The sequence below is a fragment of the Profundibacter sp. genome (assembly GCF_965277155.1).
Lineage (GTDB): Bacteria > Pseudomonadota > Alphaproteobacteria > Rhodobacterales > Rhodobacteraceae > Profundibacter.
Window position 1 is genome coordinate 50,937 of the sequence record NZ_CBDIBV010000004.1, and the last position, 23,183, is coordinate 74,119.

Annotated in this window: 24 protein-coding genes, 1 tRNA gene and 1 pseudogene; 10 read left to right on the plus strand and 16 right to left on the minus strand. The window is 57.6% G+C overall.

Features of this window, described 5'->3' with window-relative positions:
* Window positions 1–73 precede the first annotated feature (73 nt).
* Window positions 74–613 (plus strand): hypothetical protein, encoded by a 540-nt coding sequence (locus ACQY4M_RS02220; RefSeq protein ID WP_428540269.1) that lies wholly within the window; start codon window positions 74–76, stop codon window positions 611–613.
* A gap of 460 nt (window positions 614–1,073) precedes the next feature.
* On the opposite strand, the gene ACQY4M_RS02225 is transcribed toward ACQY4M_RS02220, so the two are convergent.
* Window positions 1,074–2,300, minus strand: a complete 1,227-nt coding sequence (locus ACQY4M_RS02225) for an IS256 family transposase (RefSeq protein WP_428539582.1) — start codon at window positions 2,298–2,300, stop codon at window positions 1,074–1,076.
* Window positions 2,301–2,499: 199 nt separating this feature from the next.
* Here ACQY4M_RS02225 and ACQY4M_RS02230 point away from each other — a divergent pair, with 199 nt between their 5' ends.
* Window positions 2,500–3,756, plus strand: a complete 1,257-nt coding sequence (locus ACQY4M_RS02230; RefSeq protein ID WP_428540272.1) for a hypothetical protein — start codon at window positions 2,500–2,502, stop codon at window positions 3,754–3,756.
* 79 nt (window positions 3,757–3,835) lie between these two features.
* Here the strand turns inward: ACQY4M_RS02230 and ACQY4M_RS02235 are convergent, their stop codons facing one another.
* The 15 genes and pseudogenes from ACQY4M_RS02235 to ACQY4M_RS02305 form a co-directional block, all read right to left on the minus strand.
* On the minus strand, window positions 3,836–4,879 hold the full coding sequence (locus ACQY4M_RS02235; RefSeq protein WP_428539227.1) for an IS5 family transposase: 1,044 nt from the start codon (window positions 4,877–4,879) through the stop codon (window positions 3,836–3,838).
* Window positions 4,880–4,968: 89 nt separating this feature from the next.
* Window positions 4,969–5,073 (minus strand): annotated as a pseudogene (locus ACQY4M_RS02240) (IS1595 family transposase); the annotation flags it as partial.
* 67 nt (window positions 5,074–5,140) lie between these two features.
* Window positions 5,141–6,367, minus strand: a complete 1,227-nt coding sequence (locus ACQY4M_RS02245) for an IS256 family transposase (RefSeq protein ID WP_428539582.1) — start codon at window positions 6,365–6,367, stop codon at window positions 5,141–5,143.
* A 347-nt stretch (window positions 6,368–6,714) separates the two neighbouring features.
* Window positions 6,715–7,287 carry a PDZ domain-containing protein gene (locus ACQY4M_RS02250; RefSeq protein ID WP_428540275.1) on the minus strand — a complete coding sequence of 191 codons (573 nt, stop codon included), beginning with the start codon at window positions 7,285–7,287 and terminating at the stop codon, window positions 6,715–6,717.
* Window positions 7,288–7,324: 37 nt separating this feature from the next.
* Window positions 7,325–8,056: an IS21-like element helper ATPase IstB gene (gene istB / locus ACQY4M_RS02255; protein WP_428539322.1), complete on the minus strand. Its 732-nt coding sequence runs from the start codon at window positions 8,054–8,056 to the stop codon at window positions 7,325–7,327.
* The gene (istA, locus tag ACQY4M_RS02260) at window positions 8,053–9,198 is read right to left on the minus strand and encodes an IS21 family transposase (RefSeq protein WP_428541096.1); all 1,146 of its coding nucleotides are present in this window, start codon (window positions 9,196–9,198) and stop codon (window positions 8,053–8,055) included. Before istA ends, istB begins: the two co-directional genes overlap by 4 nt.
* Window positions 9,111–9,551, minus strand: a complete 441-nt coding sequence (locus tag ACQY4M_RS02265) for a hypothetical protein (protein ID WP_428540278.1) — start codon at window positions 9,549–9,551, stop codon at window positions 9,111–9,113. Before ACQY4M_RS02265 ends, istA begins: the two co-directional genes overlap by 88 nt.
* Window positions 9,552–9,624: 73 nt before the next feature.
* The gene (locus ACQY4M_RS02270) at window positions 9,625–10,497 is read right to left on the minus strand and encodes a retropepsin-like aspartic protease (protein WP_428540281.1); all 873 of its coding nucleotides are present in this window, start codon (window positions 10,495–10,497) and stop codon (window positions 9,625–9,627) included.
* 167 nt (window positions 10,498–10,664) lie between these two features.
* Window positions 10,665–11,675: a zinc-binding alcohol dehydrogenase family protein gene (locus tag ACQY4M_RS02275; RefSeq protein ID WP_428539668.1), complete on the minus strand. Its 1,011-nt coding sequence runs from the start codon at window positions 11,673–11,675 to the stop codon at window positions 10,665–10,667.
* Window positions 11,672–12,025 carry a cupin domain-containing protein gene (locus ACQY4M_RS02280; RefSeq protein ID WP_428539665.1) on the minus strand — a complete coding sequence of 118 codons (354 nt, stop codon included), beginning with the start codon at window positions 12,023–12,025 and terminating at the stop codon, window positions 11,672–11,674. The genes ACQY4M_RS02275 and ACQY4M_RS02280 overlap by 4 nt, the downstream gene beginning before the upstream one ends.
* A complete protein-coding gene (locus ACQY4M_RS02285; RefSeq protein ID WP_428539662.1) occupies window positions 12,022–13,125 on the minus strand; it encodes an alkene reductase in 1,104 nt (367 codons plus the stop codon). The genes ACQY4M_RS02280 and ACQY4M_RS02285 overlap by 4 nt, the downstream gene beginning before the upstream one ends.
* 58 nt (window positions 13,126–13,183) lie before the next feature.
* Window positions 13,184–13,726 (minus strand): YbhB/YbcL family Raf kinase inhibitor-like protein, encoded by a 543-nt coding sequence (locus tag ACQY4M_RS02290; RefSeq protein WP_428539659.1) that lies wholly within the window; start codon window positions 13,724–13,726, stop codon window positions 13,184–13,186.
* 24 nt (window positions 13,727–13,750) lie between these two features.
* A complete protein-coding gene (locus ACQY4M_RS02295; RefSeq protein ID WP_428539656.1) occupies window positions 13,751–14,911 on the minus strand; it encodes an MFS transporter in 1,161 nt (386 codons plus the stop codon).
* Window positions 14,912–14,938: 27 nt separating this feature from the next.
* On the minus strand, window positions 14,939–15,595 hold the full coding sequence (locus ACQY4M_RS02300; protein WP_428539609.1) for an IS1595 family transposase: 657 nt from the start codon (window positions 15,593–15,595) through the stop codon (window positions 14,939–14,941).
* A 239-nt stretch (window positions 15,596–15,834) separates the two neighbouring features.
* A tRNA-Ser gene (locus ACQY4M_RS02305) sits at window positions 15,835–15,924 on the minus strand.
* Between the two features lie 214 nt (window positions 15,925–16,138).
* Here ACQY4M_RS02305 and ACQY4M_RS02310 point away from each other — a divergent pair.
* From ACQY4M_RS02310 to ACQY4M_RS02345, 8 genes are read left to right on the plus strand one after another with little or no spacing between them, the layout of a single operon-like run.
* Window positions 16,139–17,047, plus strand: coding sequence for an SPOR domain-containing protein (locus ACQY4M_RS02310; protein ID WP_428540284.1), 909 nt, complete (start codon window positions 16,139–16,141; stop codon window positions 17,045–17,047).
* A 17-nt stretch (window positions 17,048–17,064) separates the two neighbouring features.
* Window positions 17,065–18,234 (plus strand): D-alanyl-D-alanine carboxypeptidase family protein, encoded by a 1,170-nt coding sequence (locus ACQY4M_RS02315; RefSeq protein WP_428540287.1) that lies wholly within the window; start codon window positions 17,065–17,067, stop codon window positions 18,232–18,234.
* On the plus strand, window positions 18,234–18,857 hold the full coding sequence (tmk, locus tag ACQY4M_RS02320; protein ID WP_428540289.1) for a dTMP kinase: 624 nt from the start codon (window positions 18,234–18,236) through the stop codon (window positions 18,855–18,857). Before ACQY4M_RS02315 ends, tmk begins: the two co-directional genes overlap by 1 nt.
* A complete protein-coding gene (locus ACQY4M_RS02325; protein ID WP_428540292.1) occupies window positions 18,854–19,987 on the plus strand; it encodes a DNA polymerase III subunit delta' in 1,134 nt (377 codons plus the stop codon). The genes tmk and ACQY4M_RS02325 overlap by 4 nt, the downstream gene beginning before the upstream one ends.
* A 9-nt stretch (window positions 19,988–19,996) precedes the next feature.
* The gene (locus tag ACQY4M_RS02330) at window positions 19,997–20,794 is read left to right on the plus strand and encodes a TatD family hydrolase (protein WP_428540295.1); all 798 of its coding nucleotides are present in this window, start codon (window positions 19,997–19,999) and stop codon (window positions 20,792–20,794) included.
* Window positions 20,787–21,584, plus strand: a complete 798-nt coding sequence (locus ACQY4M_RS02335) for an MBL fold metallo-hydrolase (RefSeq protein ID WP_428540298.1) — start codon at window positions 20,787–20,789, stop codon at window positions 21,582–21,584. The genes ACQY4M_RS02330 and ACQY4M_RS02335 overlap by 8 nt, the downstream gene beginning before the upstream one ends.
* The gene (locus tag ACQY4M_RS02340) at window positions 21,585–22,514 is read left to right on the plus strand and encodes an AEC family transporter (protein ID WP_428540301.1); all 930 of its coding nucleotides are present in this window, start codon (window positions 21,585–21,587) and stop codon (window positions 22,512–22,514) included.
* A gap of 53 nt (window positions 22,515–22,567) precedes the next feature.
* Entirely contained in the window at window positions 22,568–23,176 is a 609-nt protein-coding gene (locus ACQY4M_RS02345) for a carboxymuconolactone decarboxylase family protein (protein ID WP_428540304.1), read from the plus strand.
* The last annotated feature ends 7 nt before the right edge of the window (window positions 23,177–23,183 follow it).

The following is a 23,183-nucleotide window of genomic DNA, read 5'->3' on the forward strand; positions in this document are numbered from 1 at the left end:
TCAGGTTCTGCGTTGATCGCACCGAGGCTTACCACTACCCTCGGGGCATATTCATTTTGACAGGTAGCCCCATATGTTCAGATTTGTTTTCCCCATCATAACAGCGATCCTCGCCACAGCCCTTGCAAACCCCGCTTGGTCAACCGGCCTGAACGACCTTAAGCCATGCTACACCCGCCACTATTCCGCCAAGCACATGCGCAGCCAGCCAAACCAGAACGTCACCACGCTGGCGCTGGAAATTGACGCGACCGACAAATCCATCATGCTCAGCGGCACCAACCGCAAGGGCCAGTTTGGATACGACTTTTACAGTTGCTACGAAAACACCGGATCAGACACCACCACCCCCGCCTGCATGACCTTCGAGGCCGAAAGCCAGCTTTGGATAAAAGAACGCAGCGACGGTAGCATCGTGATAAAAACCCGAAACACAATCCTGTCCGATATCGGCGGGACAAATTTTGAATACGGGGACGAGGACGAACAGAACGGTCACTATGCGTTCTATCTGGAAGAAGCCCGGCACTCGGCATTAATCGGGACCGGCCCGTTTTTCAGTTACCGACTGTATCTGGCCAAGGCCGGTGCCTGTCGAGAGATTGAGGAATAGGCAAGTGTCGGGCGAGGTGTATATGAATTCCGAAAAACCTGACGCGGGGCCTACAACGCTTGCGGAAATCAACGGCTCAGGTGGTGGTGACGGTTTGAGGGATGGCAGATATGCGGACTTTGTTGCCGTTCGTTAGATCGGACCCAACGTCTGCTCCCAGCCCCAAAGCGGACATGCCGCTTTGGGATCAAGGCCGAAAGCGGACCTTCGCTTCAAGTGGGAACCGGGCTTTATATGTCTACAAAGTGGGCATTTTTCTTTAGTTTACAGTTAACCCTTAGGGTCGTGCCTAGCTGACAGCGCAGTAAGGGTATTAAAGCTAAGAACTTATAGGGGTGATTAATCTGGTCAACGGCCACGGCGAAGGCCTTAGTGTGGGGAGAATGTTCGACGGGGTTGTGTCTCGAAAGTGGTGGAAATTGATTTCAGGCACCTCCGAGCGGGTTGAGTTATGCGCCGGTCAGGCGGCTTGGTCAAGGGTTGCGTCGGCGACGGGCTGAGCGAGCGTTTCCCAGCCATCGACCTTTCGCATGACGATCTGCCCCGAGGCCATCAGAGCCCAAAGCAGCATCGGCACGGTCTCGGCGCATGGCAGCACGGTCTGGGTCTTGATGCGGCGGCGGAATTCCTCGTTCAGGCGTTCGATCGCATTTGTCGTTCTGGCCGATTTCCACTGGCCTTGTGGCAGACGCGTGAAGGTGAAAAGCTTATCTCCTGCTTCTTCCAAGCTGTCAGCGACGGCCTTGCATTTCAGCCGCCATTTTCGCAGAAATGCCTTGCGGCGGGTGGCGATTTCCTCGGGTGTTTTGGCGTAGATCATGTCGCGGTAATCTTCTGTCAACTCATCATGCATACGCTTGGGTGCCTTGGCCAGAAGGTTGCGGTGCTTGTGCACCGTGCACCTCTGGATCGGCAGATCTTCACCCCAGAGGGCAATGAGAGCGACCTCAAGTCCCGGTGCCCCGTCCACGATGACAAATTCGGGCCGTTTCAACCCGCGCGCATCCAGATCGTTGATGAACTGACGCCAGGCGGAGGTGCTTTCGCCGCCCATGTTCATCAGTGATAACAAGACCTTCTGCCCATCCCGGCGCACGCCAATCGCGGCCAGAACCGAGATATTGGTGGCCTTCCTGTCAATCCGCGTTTTGATCACGGTGCCGTCCAGGATCAGCCGCACGATGTCTTCATCCGCAAGGCTGCGGGCGCACCACGCCTGCCAGTCCACCTTCACCTTGCGCCAGGCGCGGCTCACCACATCCTTGCTGACCGCCCCCTGAAACAGGCCGAACAGGGCGCGTTTTACCCGCCGTGTGTTGGTGCCCGAAAGGTAGACAGCAGCGATCAGCGCCTCGGCCTTCTTCGTCAGCCGCTGGTAGCGGGGCAATGCCTTCGAGCGCCATTCTCTGGCCTTGCCGGCCTCGCCTGTGATCCGCGCACGCGGCACGCGCACCGTTTCGGTTCCAAATGTTCCGACCAGTTGCCGCTCGCGATGCCCGTGGCGGTATCCGGCCTTTGCCCCGCCGCTGCGGCCATACCGGCAACGGCCCAGAAACTGCTCCAGCTCCTCTTCGAAAACCGCCTCGATCGTCGCGCGGATGTTCTGGCGCAGCCGGTCTTCAATCGGGTCATAGCCTGCTTCATTGGCCAGTAGCGCGGATGTCGATGTTGCTGTATTCTTTGTCATGGCGTGATCTCCTTGGCGGTTCCAGCCGCCGGTTGGGTGGCTTCGATGCACCCGGAGATTACGCCGTCCTCGAATTTCCACCAAACTCGCGACACTACCTATTTCATCGGTCTCCGGTAATTTCGATTGCGCGCAAGGCCAGTCTTGCACCGTTTCAGGCGCGGATTTTGATAGCGACGGCGAAGTCATTGATGTTTCGTTGTTTGTCACCAGTGATCAGCTGAACACCCCAGTTGATAACACAACCTATCAATTGCAAAACTGTGCGCAGGGTTCTTATGTTACGTCTGCTGGTGTGAACCAAACGATTGCGGGGAATTGTGTAAACGCCCCGTGGGAGCCAGTTTCGAGCATTGCCAAAATCTGTGACCCTGTTTTGCCTGTAACAAGCGGGCCGATGACAATGAATTGTCAGATCACTGTGACAGGCTCAAACCTTCCAACCGATGGGTTCTTGCTTTTTGGCGACGGGTTTCTTGCACCACAACCTGCAAGCGCGACGGATGTGTCGGTGAATGGGCCAATGACCAACGTCACCTCGAATGAACCGTGGGCTTGTATAGATGCCTCTGGCGGTAATGGCGCGGGGTATTGCGAACTTTCATCAGCGGATTTATTCGCGGCTGGTGGGACGTCAACTGCCAATATGAGCTTTCAGTTTGATGTAGAGAATGACCCCGCGCAGGCTGTTAATTGCGTGGATCAATATGTGAACGGTGCCACTGTTTTGGATATATTGGCGGGGCAACAAAATTCTAACGGTCTAAGTAACGATCATCTGCCCGATATTTGTGCTTATGTTGATTTGCCTAATGATCCAGTGCCAACTTTACCGACAATTGATCTGAAGAAATCGTGTAAGGAGCCAGTGCCGACCACCCGCATTGGTGTTTTGGGCCTTAGCTGGACGTGTCAAATTTACTTAGGCATCTCGCCGACACCATTTGATGGAACATTCACTTTTTCTGAGGATGCGTCGAATATCAATGTTGGCGGGGCAGAATTTATATCGGCCTCCGTGCCGTGTCAGGGTATCGGAACAGACCTGCTGAGCTGCGAAATGGATGGCGCAACAACGCCAGCATCGCAAGTAATCGAAGTTGAATTGTTCACGGCCCAAGTGGATGACGAGAAGGTCATAGAATGGGAGAACTGTGCCACTGGTACTTTGACTGTGGATGGATCAGACGTTCTGGAGGCACCAAAAAGCTGTGCGGAGACGCGTATTAAGCCCGTAAGCCTGCCTGCGGTTGAGAAGGTTAACCTTAAGAAATCCTGCACAAGCCCGCAGCCGACAGTATTGAACGGCGCGCAAGGGTTCAGCTGGGAATGTGATATTGCGATCACCGCAATTCCAGCCCCATTTGCGGGCACGTTCACATTGGGGAACCTCTGTAAATTCCCGTTTTCGCCTTCTTCGCGGCGGGGTGGACGGTTTTTCGCCTGTCCCGCCTGATTGCTTCGGATCATAAACCCATTTTCACCGGTTTCAAGCCGGTTTTGGGTATTTCAGGCACACCTCACCCCATGAACCCTTATCCCGGCGCCGCCAGGCCGCATTCGAACTGGACGAAGCGCTTCATGTTGTAGACCAGGTTCATCATCCCGATGCGAAATCGCGCCCGCTTCAGGCCGATGGAGCGGATCAGCTTGCCGCCCATGGAGCGCTCCTGAAAAGCGAATACATGCTCGACCCGGACCCGCACTTTCGAGCGCCTCCGGTTGGCCTTTTGCTGGCGCTCGCCAAGCGGCTTGCCGCGCCTGCCCTTGTGATGGATATGGCTGTGAAGCCCCCGCTCTTCCAGCTCGCTTTCGATCTTTTGCGAGCGATAGGCGCTGTCGGCCCACAGGTCCGATGAGGTGTTGCTCGCATCAATCAGACCGGCAAGCGCCTGGCTGTCATGCACGGCGGCATCGGTGACATCATAAGCGCGGATGAATTTGTGCCGCCGGTCGACATTGATGTGGTTCTTGTAGCCGTAATAGCTCTTGCCGTGCTTCTTCGTCCAGCGCGCATCCACGTCCTTCTGGCGCTTCTTGTGGGGTTTTTCCTCCCACTCTTCAGGCGTTTCGCCCGCCTTGATTTTCTCGTTCTCGTCCCTTTTGTTGTGCTGGCGCGGCGCCGGAACGATGCTCGCATCAACAATCTGCCCGCCCATCGCCAGATAGCCCTTTTCGCGCAGAAAGGCATCGAACTTGTCAAACAGCTCCTTCATCTTCCCGGCCCCGGCCAGCCTTTCACGGTAGGCCCAGATGGTCTTGGCGTCAGGTACGCTGTCTTCAATGCCAAGGCCGAGAAACCGCATGAACGACAGGCGGTCGCGGATCTGATACTCGATCTGATCGTCAGAGAGGTTGTAGAGCTGCTGCAAAACCATCGTCTTGAATATCAGCACCTCATCCCAAGGCGGGCGGCCAGCGTTGGATTTGCGCTGTTCGGGCGGCGTGCGCCATATGGCCTTCAGCTCGTCCCGGTAATCCTCGAACGGCACCATGTCGTTGAGCAACACCAGCGGATCACCAGATTTGTCCAGTCCCGCGTATCGGCTGGAAAGATCAAAAAATCCCATCTGACCCATGACAAAACCCCGTCGGTCGAATCATTTTCATCCTGATGACGATTCTACCCCGTCAGGCCGGATTTTGGGGGATTTTTAGAGGTTCCCTATAGCCCAAATTGGGCCTTGGGGACACCGTTAAATCGGCGCATGTGGCGCTTGGCTTGGTTCCAGAAATTCTCGATGCCATTGATGTGGTTGTGACGGTCTGCAAAGGGTTGTGTCTCGAAAGTGGTGGAAATTGATTTCAGGCACCTCCGAGCGGGTTGAGTTATGCGCCGGTCAGGCGGCTTGGTCAAGGGTTGCGTCGGCGACGGGCTGAGCGAGCGTTTCCCAGCCATCGACCTTTCGCATGACGATCTGCCCCGAGGCCATCAGAGCCCAAAGCAGCATCGGCACGGTCTCGGCGCATGGCAGCACGGTCTGGGTCTTGATGCGGCGGCGGAATTCCTCGTTCAGGCGTTCGATCGCATTTGTCGTTCTGGCCGATTTCCACTGGCCTTGTGGCAGACGCGTGAAGGTGAAAAGCTTATCTCCTGCTTCTTCCAAGCTGTCAGCGACGGCCTTGCATTTCAGCCGCCATTTTCGCAGAAATGCCTTGCGGCGGGTGGCGATTTCCTCGGGTGTTTTGGCGTAGATCATGTCGCGGTAATCTTCTGTCAACTCATCATGCATACGCTTGGGTGCCTTGGCCAGAAGGTTGCGGTGCTTGTGCACCGTGCACCTCTGGATCGGCAGATCTTCACCCCAGAGGGCAATGAGAGCGACCTCAAGTCCCGGTGCCCCGTCCACGATGACAAATTCGGGCCGTTTCAACCCGCGCGCATCCAGATCGTTGATGAACTGACGCCAGGCGGAGGTGCTTTCGCCGCCCATGTTCATCAGTGATAACAAGACCTTCTGCCCATCCCGGCGCACGCCAATCGCGGCCAGAACCGAGATATTGGTGGCCTTCCTGTCAATCCGCGTTTTGATCACGGTGCCGTCCAGGATCAGCCGCACGATGTCTTCATCCGCAAGGCTGCGGGCGCACCACGCCTGCCAGTCCACCTTCACCTTGCGCCAGGCGCGGCTCACCACATCCTTGCTGACCGCCCCCTGAAACAGGCCGAACAGGGCGCGTTTTACCCGCCGTGTGTTGGTGCCCGAAAGGTAGACAGCAGCGATCAGCGCCTCGGCCTTCTTCGTCAGCCGCTGGTAGCGGGGCAATGCCTTCGAGCGCCATTCTCTGGCCTTGCCGGCCTCGCCTGTGATCCGCGCACGCGGCACGCGCACCGTTTCGGTTCCAAATGTTCCGACCAGTTGCCGCTCGCGATGCCCGTGGCGGTATCCGGCCTTTGCCCCGCCGCTGCGGCCATACCGGCAACGGCCCAGAAACTGCTCCAGCTCCTCTTCGAAAACCGCCTCGATCGTCGCGCGGATGTTCTGGCGCAGCCGGTCTTCAATCGGGTCATAGCCTGCTTCATTGGCCAGTAGCGCGGATGTCGATGTTGCTGTATTCTTTGTCATGGCGTGATCTCCTTGGCGGTTCCAGCCGCCGGTTGGGTGGCTTCGATGCACCCGGAGATTACGCCGTCCTCGAATTTCCACCAAACTCGCGACACTACCCAGCATTCAGGAATGGCCCAGAACGACTTTGTGCCAACCGACATTGAGCACCAGTCGCCGTGGTCTTCAATAAAAGCGATTTCATCAGCGGATAGCCCTCCTGCGCCTCGGCAACGCCCTTTGACAGAGACAGCATAAGTGTGGCCACCAAGGTGCGGATTGGTCATAGAGCGATGCGGCCCCTGGAGTATTCTGCCTGTTCTTCAGGGGGCAGGGCCTCGGTTTCTGCCTGTCGCACGGGGTTTCCTTCACTTGTTGAGCGTTATGCTCTTGGGGTTTTCATTGGCCCGCTGATAGATGATGGTCAACGACCTTTGTTTATCCAGCACAGGATGCCGTAACAATTGGCAAAAGCCGTCGGCTTTCATGGCTGAGACATCACGCCTGTCCAAAGACAGGATCCGATCACCGACTTTCAGACCGGCAGAACTTGCCGGTGTTTTGGCCGTAATTGCGGAAATGGTAAGTCCATGATCTGCTGTCCAATACGGCGTGAACCCGAACGTATCTGTGAAACCATCATTAACCACGTCCGTGTTGGTGTTTTGGAAAAAAGCCTTCTGGTTGGGAAAATCCAGAACGATGGTAAAATGCTTTAGGAAATCATTTCCAACCAAAAAAGAACCACTCTTATCCACACTGATCGGGAATGATTTGATCGGCAAGCCCGGGCTGATTGAAAAATTCTGCGCCAAATAGGTTACTTTAAGGCTGTCGATGTTGACCCCGCCTGTCAATGAGCATTTAAAACTGACCCGGTTTCGGCATTTAAATTTGCCCCCCCCTTTGTGGCGCAAAGCCCCCAGTCGGGCCGCCTTCATGTAGCGAGTCCGTCTGGGGGCTTTGCTTGCGGAACGGCTAGTTTTTTCTACGGCGTTTACTCTGGGCGAACCGGTATGAGGTATTGCCGGTTTCGATGATGTTGCAGTGATGAGTGACGCGATCCAGAAGGGCGGTTGTCATCTTGGCATCCCCGAAGACCGAGACCCATTCACCGAACTCAAGGTTGGTTGTGATGATGATGCTGGTCTTCTCGTAGAGCTTGCTGATCAGATGGAAGAGCAACGCGCCACCGGATTTGGGAAACGGGATGTAGCCCAGCTCGTCGATGATGACGCAGTCCAAAGCCGAGAGCTGCCGGATGATCTTCCCTGCATTGCCGTCGGCCTGTTCCTTGATCAGGGCGTTGATCAGATCGACGGCGTTGAAGAAGCGCGCCTTCTTGCCGTTGTTGATCAGCGTCGTTCCCAGCGCGATGGCGATGTGGGTTTTGCCCGTGCCGGTTCCGCCCACCAGGATGAGGTTATGGGCCTCCTCTGTGAACTGGCCGGTGCAGAATGGTTCGATCTGGGCCTGGGTGAGGGCGGCGGCGCTGTAATCGAAGGTGGCGAAGTCCTTGTGATGGGGGAACTTCGCAACCCTCATTTGATACTGGATGGAGCGCACCCGGCGCTCTACAGTCTCGGCGTCGATCAGTTGCCTTATCGCTGTGGTCAGACTTGGCGGCTTGCGCGCGGACAGCAGATCATGGGCGCAAGCTGCCATTCCATGCAACCTGAGGGCTGTCAGTTGGTCGATCAAGGCATTCATACGGCAACCTCCTCAGCCGAGCACAGGGTCTCATAGCGTTTGCAATCGGCTTCGGGCCGCAAGGTCAGCTGCGGATAAGCGCAGGCATCGCTGAGCGGTGTGATGACCGGTTCCACCAACTGGTTGATCAGATTGATGATGGCGGGCAGCCGCAGGGTGTTTTGTGCCACCGCCAGATTGCAGGCCGTCTCGACCACCTCGATCCCGTGATCCTGTGCCAGCAGGAGCAGGTCGACGAACTCCCGATCCCCGCCTTTACCAGCCATGTAATGTTCCCTGATCCGATGCATGGCCTCGGGCAGTTCCCAGCCCACAAAGGGGGCGCCATTGCGCAGGGCACCAGGCTTGCGGTCCAGCAGGGGAACGTAATGCCAGGGCTCGAAATAGCTGATATTGCGGGTAAAATGACGCCTGTGCTCGGCAATCACATCCTGACCGGAGACCACCACGATCCGGCCGGCATAGGCGCGTAGCGACACATGATGCCCGGCAAAGCGGGAGGGCACGCTGTAGCGATTGCTGGCATATTGAACCAGGCAGGTGGAGCGGACACGGACGGTCTTTTCCACGTAGCCGTCGAAGGCCCGACCCAGGGGGCGCAGTTCGGCGCGCTCGTCTTCGAACACTTCGGTAATCGTGCGATCCTGCTGCTCGGGATGGGGACGCTCTGCCAGATCTTCGCAACGCAGACGCAGCCACGCGTTCAGCGCCTCGAGATCATCAAAGGCCGGTTCGGGAACGAACAACCGGCCCCGCAAGAACTGGACCTGGTTCTCGACCTGTCCCTTCTCCCAGCCCGCAGCGGGCGTGCAGGCCACCGGCTCCATCACATAGTGGTTCATCAAGGCCAGGAACCGGGGATGGAATATCCGCTCCTTCGAGCGCGAAACGTAGGTCACCATGGTCTTGGGGTTGTCGATGATCACCCTGCGCGGAACGCCTCCGTAAAAGGACAGCGCCTGCACGAAAGCATCCAGCACCATCTCCTGGGCTTCACCGGGATAGGCAATCACGAAAGGCTTGCGGCTGTGACACAGGCGGAAATGAGCGACCTTCACCTTCTGCTCGACACCACCCAGTACGACCCGTTCTTCGCTCCAGTCAAATTGCAGCGCGTCACCCGCCGCAAAATGCAGCGGGATAAACGCATCTCCCGAACAGGCCCGGCGCGCTTCAACTCACGAACAAAACGCTGAACCGGCGAATAGGACCCGGTATAGCCCTCTGCCACAAGCTGCTCGTATAGCTTCTGGGCCGTCCGCCGCTCCCGGCGTGGTCGCCTCGAGTCCTGATCAAACAGTTCCTGCAGCCGAAGATCAAACCCATTGCACAGTTTGTGCCGAACTGGCGGCGCATGGCGCTGGTAGCTCGGCGGATTCTCGTCCTTCAAATACTTCTTGATCGTGTTCCGCGACAGTCCCGTCGCCCGCGCCACAGACCGGATGCTGCGCCCTTCAACCAGCACCCAGCGCCGGATCTTCGATACGCTTTCCATCAATATCACCTGCTCTTTCCTCCGCACAATTTTGCGCGGATGTTAACGAAACAGGTGGGTCAATTTTACTCGCTCATAACCCACCCAAGTGGGTCAGTTTTGCACGCCGATTCACAACCCCGCCAATACTGCTTGAAAATGTACCGCGGGTTTCCCTTGAAACGTACCCCATTTTTTCAAATTCGGGAATAACGGCCGGATCACCAAGCTGAATGCCTGCATTCTTGCCCGTATCAATCTCGAAATAGGCATTTCCGAAAGGAAAGTTGGCTTCTATCAACGGGCCACGAACGGGCTCGAAGCTAATCTCGACCGGGATTGAACGGGCATGGGGAATCCCGTTATCCGACAGTGTGATTTTCTGGTTCGAATAATCCAGTTTTATATTCAGATCCTTGAAGAAAGTATAACCCAATATTCCATCGAACCCAAGGCAGGAGAAAGGAAAATTACGCTTGAAATCTCCTGTGACGACAACAAAATCCCTGAACGCCACATCCCCGACTTTCAACAGGGGGAGCCTATAAAGCGTTTTGTCCAGTTCTCTGCCCGCAGAATCGTACAGTTTTTTTGGCGCACCAACAGGTTGAAGGTTTAATTGACTGACCAATTCTTCCGGCACAATTGTAGGGGCCGCAGTATCGAATAAGAACTTGTGCTCTTTTCCGCCGATATTCACCTTTACAACCGGGAGACCACCGGCCCATTCAAAAGGGATTGTAATCGAGAAATCCTTATCAATATGCCAGGAGTCATTTACCGCTGAATGTACCATTGTCGCCCCGACATCAGGGGTCGAAGAAGAATTTTGCGCATGGGAAATGCTTACCATCAAAGGCATGAAAACTACAGTTGCAATACCGAAGGTTTGCCTCAGGAGATTGTGCATTTTGGCAAGTTTATCAAGCGTATTACAGTATTTCGTTTTTCCATTTTTCTTAGGCATGACTGCTTTCTTTCTTCAGTAACAATTCAGACTTCTTCTTGGAAGTGGACGTGACAGGCATTCGGGGGACCATTTACTGTGTTTCAAATCTTGTGAAAACAGATCCGGTATTTCATTGTCAGCCCGTGGCCCGCGCCGCGGGTTTGCGGCGGGCCACGGGCGGGGGGTTACCAGCCCTCGATGACGATCTTGCCTTTGGCGGTGCCGGTTTCGATCAGGGCGTGGGCCTTGCGCATGTTTTCGGCGTTGATCGGGGTGAGGACTTGCGCCAGCGTCGTGCGGATGTGACCGGCGTCGATCTCGCTGGCGACGCGGCTCAGCAGGCGGTGCTGTTCGATCATGTCGGGGGTTTTGAACATCGCGCGCGTGAACATGAATTCCCAGTGCAGGCTGGCCGCCTTGGGTTTCATGCCGGCCATGGGCATCGGCTTGTCGGTGTCGTCGATGGTGACGATGCCATGCTGGGGCGCGATCAGCTCGACCGCCTCCTCCCAATGGGTCATGTCGTTGAAAATGGCGATGTGATCGACGGTTTCAAAGCCTTCCGCACGCACCTGTTCGACCAGCGGTTTGCAGTGGTTGACCACGTGATCGGCGCCCAGTTCGCGCACCCAGTCGATGGTTTCCGGGCGCGAGGCGGTGGCGATAACGACAAGTCCCGCGCGCCTGGCCAGCTGGATGCCGATCGAGCCGACCCCGCCGGCCGCGCCGATGATCAGGATCGACTGGCCAGCACCTGCCCCGTCCGGATCGATCCCCAGCCGGTCAAAGAAGCTCTCAAAGGCGGTGATGGTGGTCAGCGGCAGGGCGGCGGCCTCGGCGAAGGAAAGCGTTTTCGGCTTTGTCCCGACGATACGCTCGTCCACCAGGTGGAATTGCTGGTTGGTGCCCGGGCGTGTGATGTCGCCGGCGTAATAGACCTCGTCACCGACCTTGAAGAGCGTCGCATCGGGGCCAGTTGCGGCGACAACGCCGCTGGCGTCATAGCCCAGCACACGGGGCGGGTTTTCCTCGCCGTCCTTGGGCGCGCGCACCTTGGTGTCGACCGGGTTCACGGCCACCGCCCGGACCTCGACCAGAATATCGCGGCCTTCGGGCGCAGGCTTGGGCAGGTCGACATCCAGCAGGGATTGCGGATCGTCAATCGGCAGATAGTGTTTCAGGGCGACAGCTTTCATTTTGCATCTCCTTTTGCATTGAATTCGACGGTGATAAAGACAAGCTCGCTGTCACCAATGTTGGTCAGGTTGTGGACAAAGCCGGTTTGAGGGGTCAGGTCGGGGAAATGGCGGGTATCTCCGGCCTTGTAGGTGGTCTCGACGCTGCGCCCGTCGTCGTAATCCGAGCGCGAGCGGCCATCGCCCAGCACCGTCCAGAAATAGGGGCGGTCGTGGCGGTGGGGCGGGGCGGTCTCGCCGGGGGCAAGACGCAGGTGCCAGACGCGCATTTGCGGCGTTTCCAGCACCAGTACGGTGCCGATCCGGTCATTTGCGCGCCCGGCGGCGATTTGTGCGGGGGTGAGGCTCATGCACCTTTCCCTTCAAGCGCCGGATAATCCGAATAACCTTTTTCATCCCCGCCAAACAGGGTCGCCCCGTCGAACTCTGCCAGCGGCAGGTCTTCGCGGTAGCGGCGCACCAGATCGGGGTTGGCGATGAAGGGGCGGCCAAAGGCGACGATATCGGCAAGCCCTGCGCTGACAATCGCATTGCCCCGCGCCAGATCGTATTTGCCGGCCACGATGATGCGCCCCGTATAGGCGGCGCGCAGATCGTGGCGGAACTGTTCGGGCACCTGCGGGGCATCGTCCCAGTCGGCTTCGGACAGGTGGATATAGACAAGGCCGATGCGCTCCAGTTCGCGGCTGGCCTTCAGCATCACCTCGATGATTTCATCATCGGCCATGTTGCGCTGGGTGATATAGGGCGACATGCGGATGCCGGTGCGCTCGGCGCCGATCTCGCCCGCTACCGCCTCGGCCACCTCGACCAGAAAGCGGATGCGATTTTTTTGGCTTCCGCCGTATTCATCTGTGCGATGGTTCGAGGAGCGGCGCAGGAATTCATCAATCAGATAGCCGTTGGCGCCATGAATCTCGACCCCGTCAAAACCGGCCTCCCGGGCATTGGCGGCGGCGCGGCGGAAATCCTCGATGACGTCCTTGATTTCGGCGGTGCTCAGGGCGCGGGGAAGGGGGCAATCCACCATTTCGCCAACGCCGGTTTCGGGGTTGACCACCCAGACCTGCGCATCTGGCGAAAGCGCCGAGGGGGCCACCGGCTTGCCATCGGCGTGAAAGCTCTCGTGGCTCATCCGGCCCACATGCCAAAGCTGCAGAAAGATGCGCCCGCCCCGGGCGTGCACCGCATCGGTCACCAGCTTCCAGCCCGCAACATGTTCGGGCGTGTGGATGCCGGGGGTGAAGGAATAGCCCTGACCCTGCGGCGAAATCTGCGTGGCCTCGGTGATGATCAGCCCGGCGCTGGCCCTCTGGGCGTAGTATTCGGCCATCATCACATTGGGCACATTGCCTGGCTGGGTGGTGCGCGCGCGCGTCATCGGCGCCATGGCGATGCGGTTGGGCAGGGTGAGCGGGCCAAGGGTTACAGGGGTGAACAGGTCGGTCATGGGATTTTCCTTTGGGTTTGGCGGGCCAATGATCTGGCCCGCTGGTGTTACTCTGGTGTTACTCTGAACGCGGGCCGGCGGTCACCGAAAGCGTCGCTGTGCCCAGGCTGTGCTGGTGGATGAAAAAGCCGGTCAGGGGGGCGGTCGCGTTTTCCGGCGGGTTCAGATGATCGGTGTCGAGCGCGTAAACCGTATAGGTGTAGACGTGCTTGCGCCCGACCGGCGGGCAGGGTCCGAGATAGCCGGGAACGCCCACATCGGTATTGCCCTCCTTGACACCTGCGGGCAGGCCCTTGGCATCCAGATGGGTGATGCCGGCGGGAATGTCATAGGCCACCCAGTGCCAGAAACCGCTGCCTGTGGGGGCATCCTGATCATAGAAGGTCACGGCAAAGCTTTTGGTGCCTTCGGGGGCGCCGCTCCAGTCCAGGACGGGGCGGGCATTGTCGCCAGTGCAGCCGAAATTGTTCCAGTATTGCGCCGCGGTGATGGGCTTGCCCTCGCTCACGTCGGGGCTGGTCAGGGTAAAGTCGCCGGCAAAGGCCTGCGTGGACACCGCAGCCAGGGCCAGTGCGGCGAGAGATGTTTTCAAGTGTTTCATTTTGCTTTCCTTTTCTGTTACAGGTTATTCAGCCGGGCATTGTGCCAAGGCAGGTCTGCGTTCCAGCCAGAGGATGAAACCAAGGCCAATGAACGGTACGGCAATGGCGGCAAAGGGAATTGCACCGGCACCAAGCCGGGAATCCACAACCATGCCGCCGATGAATCCACCAAGCGCATTGGCGATGTTGAAGGCCGAGATATTGGCCGTTGCAGCCAGTTCGGGGGCATTGCCACCGTGGTTCATCACCCGCATCTGCATCGAGGGAACATTGGCAAAGGCCACGATCCCGAAGCCAAAGGCGGCAATGACGAAGGGCCATTTGAACGGTGCGACAAAACCGACAAGTATCAGTGCTGCAATCATCGCGGCCGGCCACAGGATCAGCGAAGCGCGCAGGTTGAGGTCAGCCGTCTTGCCGCCCAGCGTATTGCCGATCACCAAGCCAAGCCCGACGATAACCAGGATCCAGGTCAGGTCCGTCCGGCCAAAGCCCGCAACCTGTTCGGCAATCGGGGCAATATAGCCGTAGAACGTCATGAACCCGGCCCAGGCTAATGTGGTAAACAGCAGACTGGCCAACAGTTGCGGGTTGCGGAAGGCTCCGACTTGCGAGGCCAGGGATTTGGGAGCCTCCAAAGCTTGTCGCGGGATGATGGCGTAGATCGACATTGCAGCCAGGGCACCGAAGGCCGCGACAAAGACAAAGGTGGTGTTCCAGCCAAACGCATTGCCGACCCAGGCCCCGCCCGGAACGCCGAGAACATTGGCCAGCGTCAATCCCGCAAACATTTGCCCCACGGCACGCCCGGCCATTTTATCCGACACCAGCCGGGTCGCGACCACAGCGCCGATCCCGTAAAACGGCCCTTGGGTGAGGCCAGCCATTACACGGCTAAACAAGAGCATACTATATCCGGTGGAAAAGGCGGTGATGAGGTTCGAGATCACGAACAGCCCCATCAGGCCGATCAGCACTTTGCGCTTGTCATAGCGTGCCAGCCACAGGGTCAGGACCGGGCCGCCGAACACGATGGCCAGCGCATAAGCGGTGATCAGATTGCCGGCCTGTCCTTCCGAGATATGCAGGCTGTCGGCAACTTGCGTCAATATTCCGGCAATAACGAATTCGGCGGTGCCGATGGCGAAGGCCGCAAGGGTCAGTATCCAGACCTGCAGCGGCATTTTTGTTTTCGGGGCTGACCCAGATAACTACTTCAAGTAACGCTTAACCCATTGTCTTAGCTGCAATAACTGAGCTGAAGGGTCACTGTTGTTGAAACGCCACTCGCATTCCTTCAAATATAGCCCAAATTGGGCCTTGGGGACACCGTTAAATCGGCGCATGTGGCGCTTGGCTTGGTTCCAGAAATTCTCGATGCCATTGATGTGGTTGTGACGGTCTGCAAAGAGCTTGGAATGGTTGATGCGAAAGTGGTGGAAGTCTGACACATCCAGCACATTATAACCGCGCCAACAATCGGAATAGACGATGGAATCCGGCACGACTTTGCGCTCTATGATCGGGATCAGAGTGGCGGATTTGGCGTCCGGGATGATCTTGGTGTAAACCTTCCCACCCCTTTTTAATATACCAAAAACGGGAATTTTACCTGCCGCACCACGCCCGCGTTTACCTTTGCGTTTGCCGCCAAAGTAGCTTTCGTCCACTTCTATTTCTCCGCCGAACATAGCTTGGCTTTCCGCCTCCAGCTCATAGGCGATTATCTCGCGCAGGCGTAGAAAATAAAACGCTGCGGTCTTGCGGTTTACACCACACAAACTGGCTGCTGTTCGTGCTGTCGATCCCGAAACAAAATGCTCCGTAAGACGGTCTTGCTTGTAGTGGCTCAGGCGACTCTTTCTCATGCTTCCCATCATAACCTCTTTTTAGGTTATCTGGGTCAGCCCCATCCTTGTTTTATTGGAGTTTTCGTGACCGACCTTAAACGCCCCGAAGGTCGGTCGAATAGAGAGAAACGGGGATTAGAGAGCGTAATGAGGTGATCGGGCATTCTCGCGGGTTCGGTCACCAGGCCTAAACCCCTTTGAAACATAAGGAAAATCACCCCCGCGTCGGGGCATATCCGCGTTTTAATGAAGGCAAGTGGCGGAGGAGGTGGGATTCGAACCCACGGTAGACTTTCACCTACGTCGGTTTTCAAGACCGGTGCATTCAACCACTCTGCCACTCCTCCGACCGGGCGACCTATAATGCGGCTTTTGTGATTCTGAAAGCACTGAAATGGCGGGGAAATTCGCTTATGGCAACCTGCGCCCTTCCCTTGAAACAACAGTATCGTTAATATGCAGGCAAAACGCGGTCAAATAACGCGTGTATTATCGAGTAGGGCTTCCGAAATATCGGATTTGAGCGCCACGTAGAGGGCGCAGAAATAAAGAGGGCAAGGCATGAAACGAACAGTTGACGTGACATGGGGAAAAATCGGGCGGCTAACTATTCTGGCAACTGTGGCAATCACATTGGCAGGCTGCGAAGATGGCAAAACATTCAATCCTTTCAAACCCAAAGCACAGGCAGACGGCACAGCAGCAGTCAGCCAAAGGCCGGGAAAATCCGTCGAACGCGATGTCGAAGCACCGGAGTTATTCCACAAAACCGAAAGCGGGCTTTGGGATGGGCGACCATCCTTGGGTGGGGTCTGGGTTGCACATCCGGATGTAAAAGAACCGCTGCGTGTTATCATACGTAACGAGGCAAACGGAAAATCCATTGTCGGTGCCTTGTTCCGTCGCGAGCGGGAAAATCCGGGGCCGCGCATTCAGGTTTCGTCCGATGCGGCATCTGAACTTAAGATGCTGGCGGGTCAGCCCGTGAAACTTGATATTGTGGCCTTGCGCCGTGAAAAGATAGAGGAAGCGGCGCCCGAACCTGCACCGGAACCTGCCCCCGAGGCCGCGCCCACCAAAGAAACACTGGAGAAACCGGAGACCATTGAAGAAAAACCTCTGGATCCGATTGCTTCGGCCGCTGCCGCGATTGATGCGGCCGAGGGCAAGCCGGTTGCCAGACCCGCCGCACCAAGCCCGAAACCTGCAGCCGTGCCTGCGGTGGCACCGTCCAAACTGGCAAAACCCTATGTCCAGCTGGGAACATTCGGCAGCAAGGACAACGCCGACAAGGTTATCGAGGATATGCGCAAGGTGGGACTGTTCGCCACTGCCGAAGAACAGACCAGTAATGGGAAAACCGTCTGGCGCGTTCTGGTTGGCCCCGCTGGAAAGCGTGCGGAGCGGACTGCTATGCTGAGGAAAGTCAAGTCTATGGGCTTCAAAGATGCCTATATTGTGAGCAACTAAACGGACGGATACCACTTATGAAATTGCGCATTCTGCCCCTGATTGCCGTTTTGATGACATTGATGGCGGCCCTACCGTCGCAGGCCCAGTTTGATACCCGGGCAACGGCTGCCTATGTGATCGACCACACCACCGACACGGTTTTGCTCAGCAAACAGGCCGACCTGCCGTTGCCACCTGCCTCGATGTCAAAACTTATGACACTGAATATGGTGTTCGAGGCCTTGCAGGACGGGCGTTTACGGCTGGATGACAAACTGCCGGTATCGCAACATGCGATGGATTATAAGGGTTCGACCATGTTCCTGAATACATCCGACAGGGTGCGGGTCGAGGATTTGTTGCGGGGTGTGATTGTGCTATCTGGCAATGATGCTGCGGACGTTTTAGCCGAGGCCCTGTCGCCAGATGGTACCGAAGCAGGTTTTGCCCGTATGATGACCGAACGGGCCAAAGAGCTGGGCATGACCAATTCGCATTTTACCAACTCCAACGGCTGGCCACAGGCTGGCCACCGGATGAGCGTGCATGATCTGGCTATTCTGGCAAACCGAATTATCACCGAATTCCCGACTTTCTATCCATTATTTTCCGAAAAACAATTCCTGTTTGACGGGCGTGCGCCGCAAAATATAAACAACCGCAACCCATTGTTAAAACTTAATATCGGCGCGGATGGCCTGAAAACCGGACACACTGCCGAAGCCGGGTACGGTCTGGTTGGCTCGGCCAAACAAGGTGATCGCAGGATAATCTTTTTAATCACGGGCCTTCCTTCCGAGCAGGCCCGCGCCGAAGAGGCCGAACGTATCGTCAACTGGGCCTTCCGGCAATTTGTCGAAAAGAAGGTCGCACCGCAGGGAAAGATGATTGCACAAGCCGATGTCTGGATGGGAGAAGCCAGTCGTGTTGGTTTGGTGGCCCCGAAAGATTTATTGCTGCTGGTACCAGCCCTGTCTGATAAGGGCATTGAAGCCACCGTTTCCTACAAAGCCCCGATCGAGGCCCCGATTGAAAAAGGTCAAAAGCTGGCCGAACTGGTGATCAAGCGCGCTGGTTTGCCGGATGCCCGCCTGCCATTGGTGGCTGATCGTGACATCCCGCGCGGGGGCTTCTTGCCCCGTCTGCGCACCGCCTCGAAAATCCTGCTGCAAAAGGCCATCGGGAGCGCACAGGACCTGTTGTGATGGCAAAGGGATTGTTCATCACATTCGAGGGGATCGACGGTTCTGGCAAATCTTCGCAAGCGCGGCTGCTGGCCGATCATTTGGAAACTGCCGGCCATGATTGCGTGCTGACCCGCGAGCCGGGTGGCAGCGAAGGGGCCGAAGAAATCCGCCGTTTACTAGTAGAAGGCGACCCTGACCGCTGGTCGGCGGAAACCGAAATCCTGTTGTTCACCGCTGCCCGTCGCGACCATCTGGAAAAGACGATTGAACCGGCGCTTGCCGCAGGGAAAACCGTGGTTTCCGACCGTTTCGCGGATTCCACCCGCGTCTATCAAGGCGCTGCACGCGCTGACCTACGCGGTGTGGTCGATCAGTTGCACAGCCTGATGATTGGCCGCGAACCCGACCTGACCTTTATCATCGACATGGACCCTGAAACGGCGCTGACGCGCGGTTTGGCACGGCAATCTGGCGAGGACCGGTTCGAGGATCTGGGGCTTGGCTTACAACAAAAACTGCGCGCCGGTTTTCTGGCATTGGCGCAGGATTTCCCCGCCCGTTGCCATGTGATCGACGGCAATCGCGGAATAGAGATGATCGCTGCCGAGATTGCAAAGATTGCCGACGGTGCCCCGTCATGAGCCTTGACGAAGCCCTGCCCGAACCCGACCGCATCGAAGGTGCCCCGCATCCGCGTGAAACTGCGAAATTGTTGGGTCAGGGCAAGGCCGAAGCGGCCTTTTTGCAAGCCTATAATTCCGGCCGGTTGCATCACGCATGGCTGGTCACCGGCCCGCGCGGGGTGGGCAAGGCCACGCTGGCGTGGAAACTGGCGCGTTTCCTGCTAGCCGAACCGGCAGATGATGGCATGTCGATGTTTGGCGATGAAACCAAACCCGTCAGCCTTGATATTTCCCCAGATCATCCGGTCGCCCACCGCATGGCCGCATTGTCGGAACCGCGCCTGTTCCTGCTGCGCCGCGCGTGGGATGAAAAGACCAAGAAACTGAAATCCGTGATCACCGTGGACGAGGCCCGCAAGCTGCGTAATTTCTTTGCCCTGTCCGCCACCGACGGGGGCCGCCGCGTGGTGATTGTGGACACGGCGGACGAAATGAACCCCAACGCAGCCAACGCCCTGTTGAAGCTGCTGGAAGAACCGCCCGAACGCACCATCCTGTTTTTGATCAGCCACCAGCCCTCGCGCCTGCTTCCGACCATCCGGTCGCGTTGCCGCGAATTGCGTTGTACGCCGCTGTCGCCCGAGGATATGGCCGAGGCCCTGACCAGCGCAGGTGCCTCCGCTGCTGGCAATCCTGTGGCGCTGGCCGCTTTGGCCGGTGGCTCGGTGGGCGAAGCGTTCCGCCTGACCAATCTGGACGGGCTGGAAACCTATCAGGAAATCGTCAACCTGATTGGCACTTGGCCGCAACTGGACCGCGCCCGCACCCTGCGGCTGGCCGAAAGTATTGTTGGCAAGGGCAAAGAGCCGAGGTACGATCTGCTGCTGGGCCTGATGGACCTGTTCCTTGCCCGACTGGCCCGCACCGGCATCGCTGGTCCGCATATGATCGAGGCCGCAAATGGCGAAGCCGCACTGATGACGCGTCTTGCCCCGACCGCCTATGCGGGGCGGCAATGGGCCGAGTTGCAACAGGAACTGGGCGCGCGGGTGCGTCACGGCAAGGCCGTGAACCTTGACCCCGCTGCGCTGATCCTTGATATGGTTCTAAAGATCGACGCAATGGCAGTGAAAACCGCTGCCGGATAAGGCAAGGGCATGACAGATATTCCGCAGATAACCGACAGCCATTGTCACCTTGATTTCCCCGATTTTGCCGATGAACTGCCGCAAGTGGTGGACCGCGCCGTGGCCGCAGGGGTAACGCGCATGGTGACGATCTGCACCAAACTGCGCCAGCTGGATCAGGTCCGCACGATTGCGGAAACCTACGCGCCGGTGTTCTTTGCCGCCGGCACCCACCCGATGAGCGCGGCTGATGAGCCGCTGGTGAGTGTTGAAGACCTGGTCGCACTCGCGGATCATCCGAAATTCGTAGGCATTGGCGAAACCGGTCTGGATTACCACTACACCGCCGACAGCAAGGATATTCAGCAAACCTCGCTTCGCATCCATATCGCGGCAGCGCGGGAAACCGGCCTGCCCCTGATTATCCATTCCCGCGCGTCGGACGAGGATATGGCGCAGATACTGACCGAGGAATTCAAGGCCGGCGCCTATTCCTGCGTCATGCACTGTTTTTCCTCCTCGGCTGAACTGGCCAAAGCCGCGCTTGATCTGGGGTTCTTCCTGTCGATGTCCGGCATTTCCGCCTTTCCAAAATCGCAGGAATTGCGCGATATTTTCGCCGCCGCACCCGTTGACCGCATCCTTGTCGAAACCGACGCCCCCTATCTGGCCCCGCCGCCCCATCGCGGCAAACGGAACGAGCCTGCCTTCAGCGCCCTGACCGCTTGCGTGGGGGCCGAGGTGTTCGGCATGGCCTACGCCGATTTTGCAGCACAGACACAGGCCAACTTTGAACGGCTGTTCACCAAGGTGGCCAACTATGACTGAACTGCGGGCAACCATCCTTGGCTGTGGATCAAGCGGCGGGGTGCCGCGCATTGGCGGCATCTGGGGCGATTGCGACCCCGAAAACCCGAAAAACCGCCGCTCGCGCTGCTCGATGCTGGTTGAAAAGATTGGCGAGGCGGGCACCACCCGCGTGCTGATCGACACCTCGCCCGACATGCGCAGCCAACTTCTGGCCACCGGCATCGATCGGGTTGATGCAGTAGTCTACACCCACGCCCACGCCGACCATGTGCACGGGCTTGACGATATCCGCATGATCGTTTTCAACACCAAACAGCGGATGCCCGTCTGGGCCGACATGCCGACGCAAAACGACCTATATGCGCGGTTTCGCTATGCGTTCATCACACCCGAAGGGTCAAACTATCCGCCAATCTGCGACATGAACACGATTGTCGGGGATATTATTATTTCCGGCGAGGGTGGCGATATTACCCTGACCCCCCTGCCCGTCCAGCACGGGCAAATCGGCGCGCTGGGGTTTCGCATCGGCGGGCTGGCCTATATGCCGGATGTGTCGGATATTCCCGAAGATACATGGGACTTGCTGAAGGGACTGGATATCTGGGTGCTGGACGCCCTGCGCTACAAACCCCACCCCAGCCATGTGCATCTGGAGCGGTCACTGGAATGGATAACCCGCGCCGCGCCCAAACGTGCCGTGTTGACCAATATGCATATTGATCTGGATTATAGCACGGTGGCAGTTGAAACCCCCGACAACATCACGCCAGCCCATGACGGGATGCAGTTGGCGGTTCCCGACTAGATGCAGGCGCTTCTTGATGTCATCCTGCCGGTCTTTCTGGTTGTCGGCCTTGGCTATGTCGCCGTATGGCGCGGCTGGATGAGTGACGCGGCAATTGACGGGCTGATGAAATTCGCCCAGAGCTTTGCCATCCCCGCCCTGCTGTTTCGCGCCATTTCCACGCTGGATCTGGGGGCCAGTTTCGATCTGCGCCTGATGATCAGTTTTTATTCAGGCGCAACGGCGGGATTCCTCGCCGGCCTGTTTGGCGCGCGGTTTCTGTTTCACCGTCCGTGGGAAGACAGCGTTGCCATCGGCTTTATCGGGCTGTTTTCCAATTCGCTGCTGCTGGGGCTGGCAATCACCGAACGCGCCTATGGGCCGGATGCACTGGCGGCCAATTTCGCTATTATTTCGGTGCATGCGCCGTTTTGCTATGGCCTTGGCATCACCGTGATGGAGGTGGTGCGCAATAGGGGCAGCAGCGTGTTGCAAACCGGCAAATCGGTGCTGCGTGCGATGTTTCGCAATGTTCTGGTACTGGCCATTTCGGCGGGGTTTATCGTTAACCTGACCCACCTGCCGATGCCCGAATTCACCACCGATGCGCTGGATCTGTTGAAACGCACCGCCCTGCCCGCCGCATTGTTTGGCATGGGCGGGGTGTTATCGCGTTACAAACCCGAAGGCGACATGCGGGTGATCCTGTATATCAGCGCCGTGTCGCTGCTGCTGCATCCGCTGATCACATGGTCGTTTGGCACCGCGCTGGCCCTGCCCAAAGACGCCTTTCGCTCGGCTGTTATCACATCCGCAATGGCGCCCGGCATCAACGCCTATATCTTTGCCAACATGTATGGCGTGGCGCGACGGGTGGCGGCCTCAGCGGTGTTGCTGTCCACGGCTGCGACAATATTGACCGCCTGGGTATGGCTGGGATTGCTTGGGTAATCTGCACCCATAGGCTAGCCTGCCCGCGCAACAGGACCAAAGGATAGTGAATTATGAGCTGGATCAAAACCGTTCCATATGCCGAGGCCACCGGCAAGCTGAAGAAACTCTATGACCGTGTGAAGGGGCCTGATGACAATGTGGACAATATCATGATGTCCCATTCCCTGCGCCCGCACACGATGGAAGGCCATATGGCGATCTACAAGAATGTGCTGCACCACACTGGCAACACATTGCCGAAATGGTTTCTGGAACTGATCGGTGTCTGGGTGTCGGCACTGAACGAATGTGATTACTGCGTCGAGCACCATTTCGCCGGCATGAAACGCCTGCTGAACGATGACGCCCGCGCCGATACTTTGCGCGAGGCGATCGAGGATGGCGACGTGGACGTGGCCCCGATTACGGACGCTGAAAAGATGGCGTTGGGGTATGCGGCAATGCTGACACTGACGCCCTCGAAGGTGCCGGAAGAGGCCTTAAAGGCGCTGCGCAGTGTCGGGTTTGAAGATGGCCAGATACTCGAGATCAATCAGGTGACAGCCTATTTCAACTATGCCAACCGCACCGTGCTGGGGCTGGGGTGTGATACCGAAGGCGATGTTATCGGCCTGTCCCCGAACAACTCGGATGACCCCGATGATTGGGGCCATCGCTAAGACACCG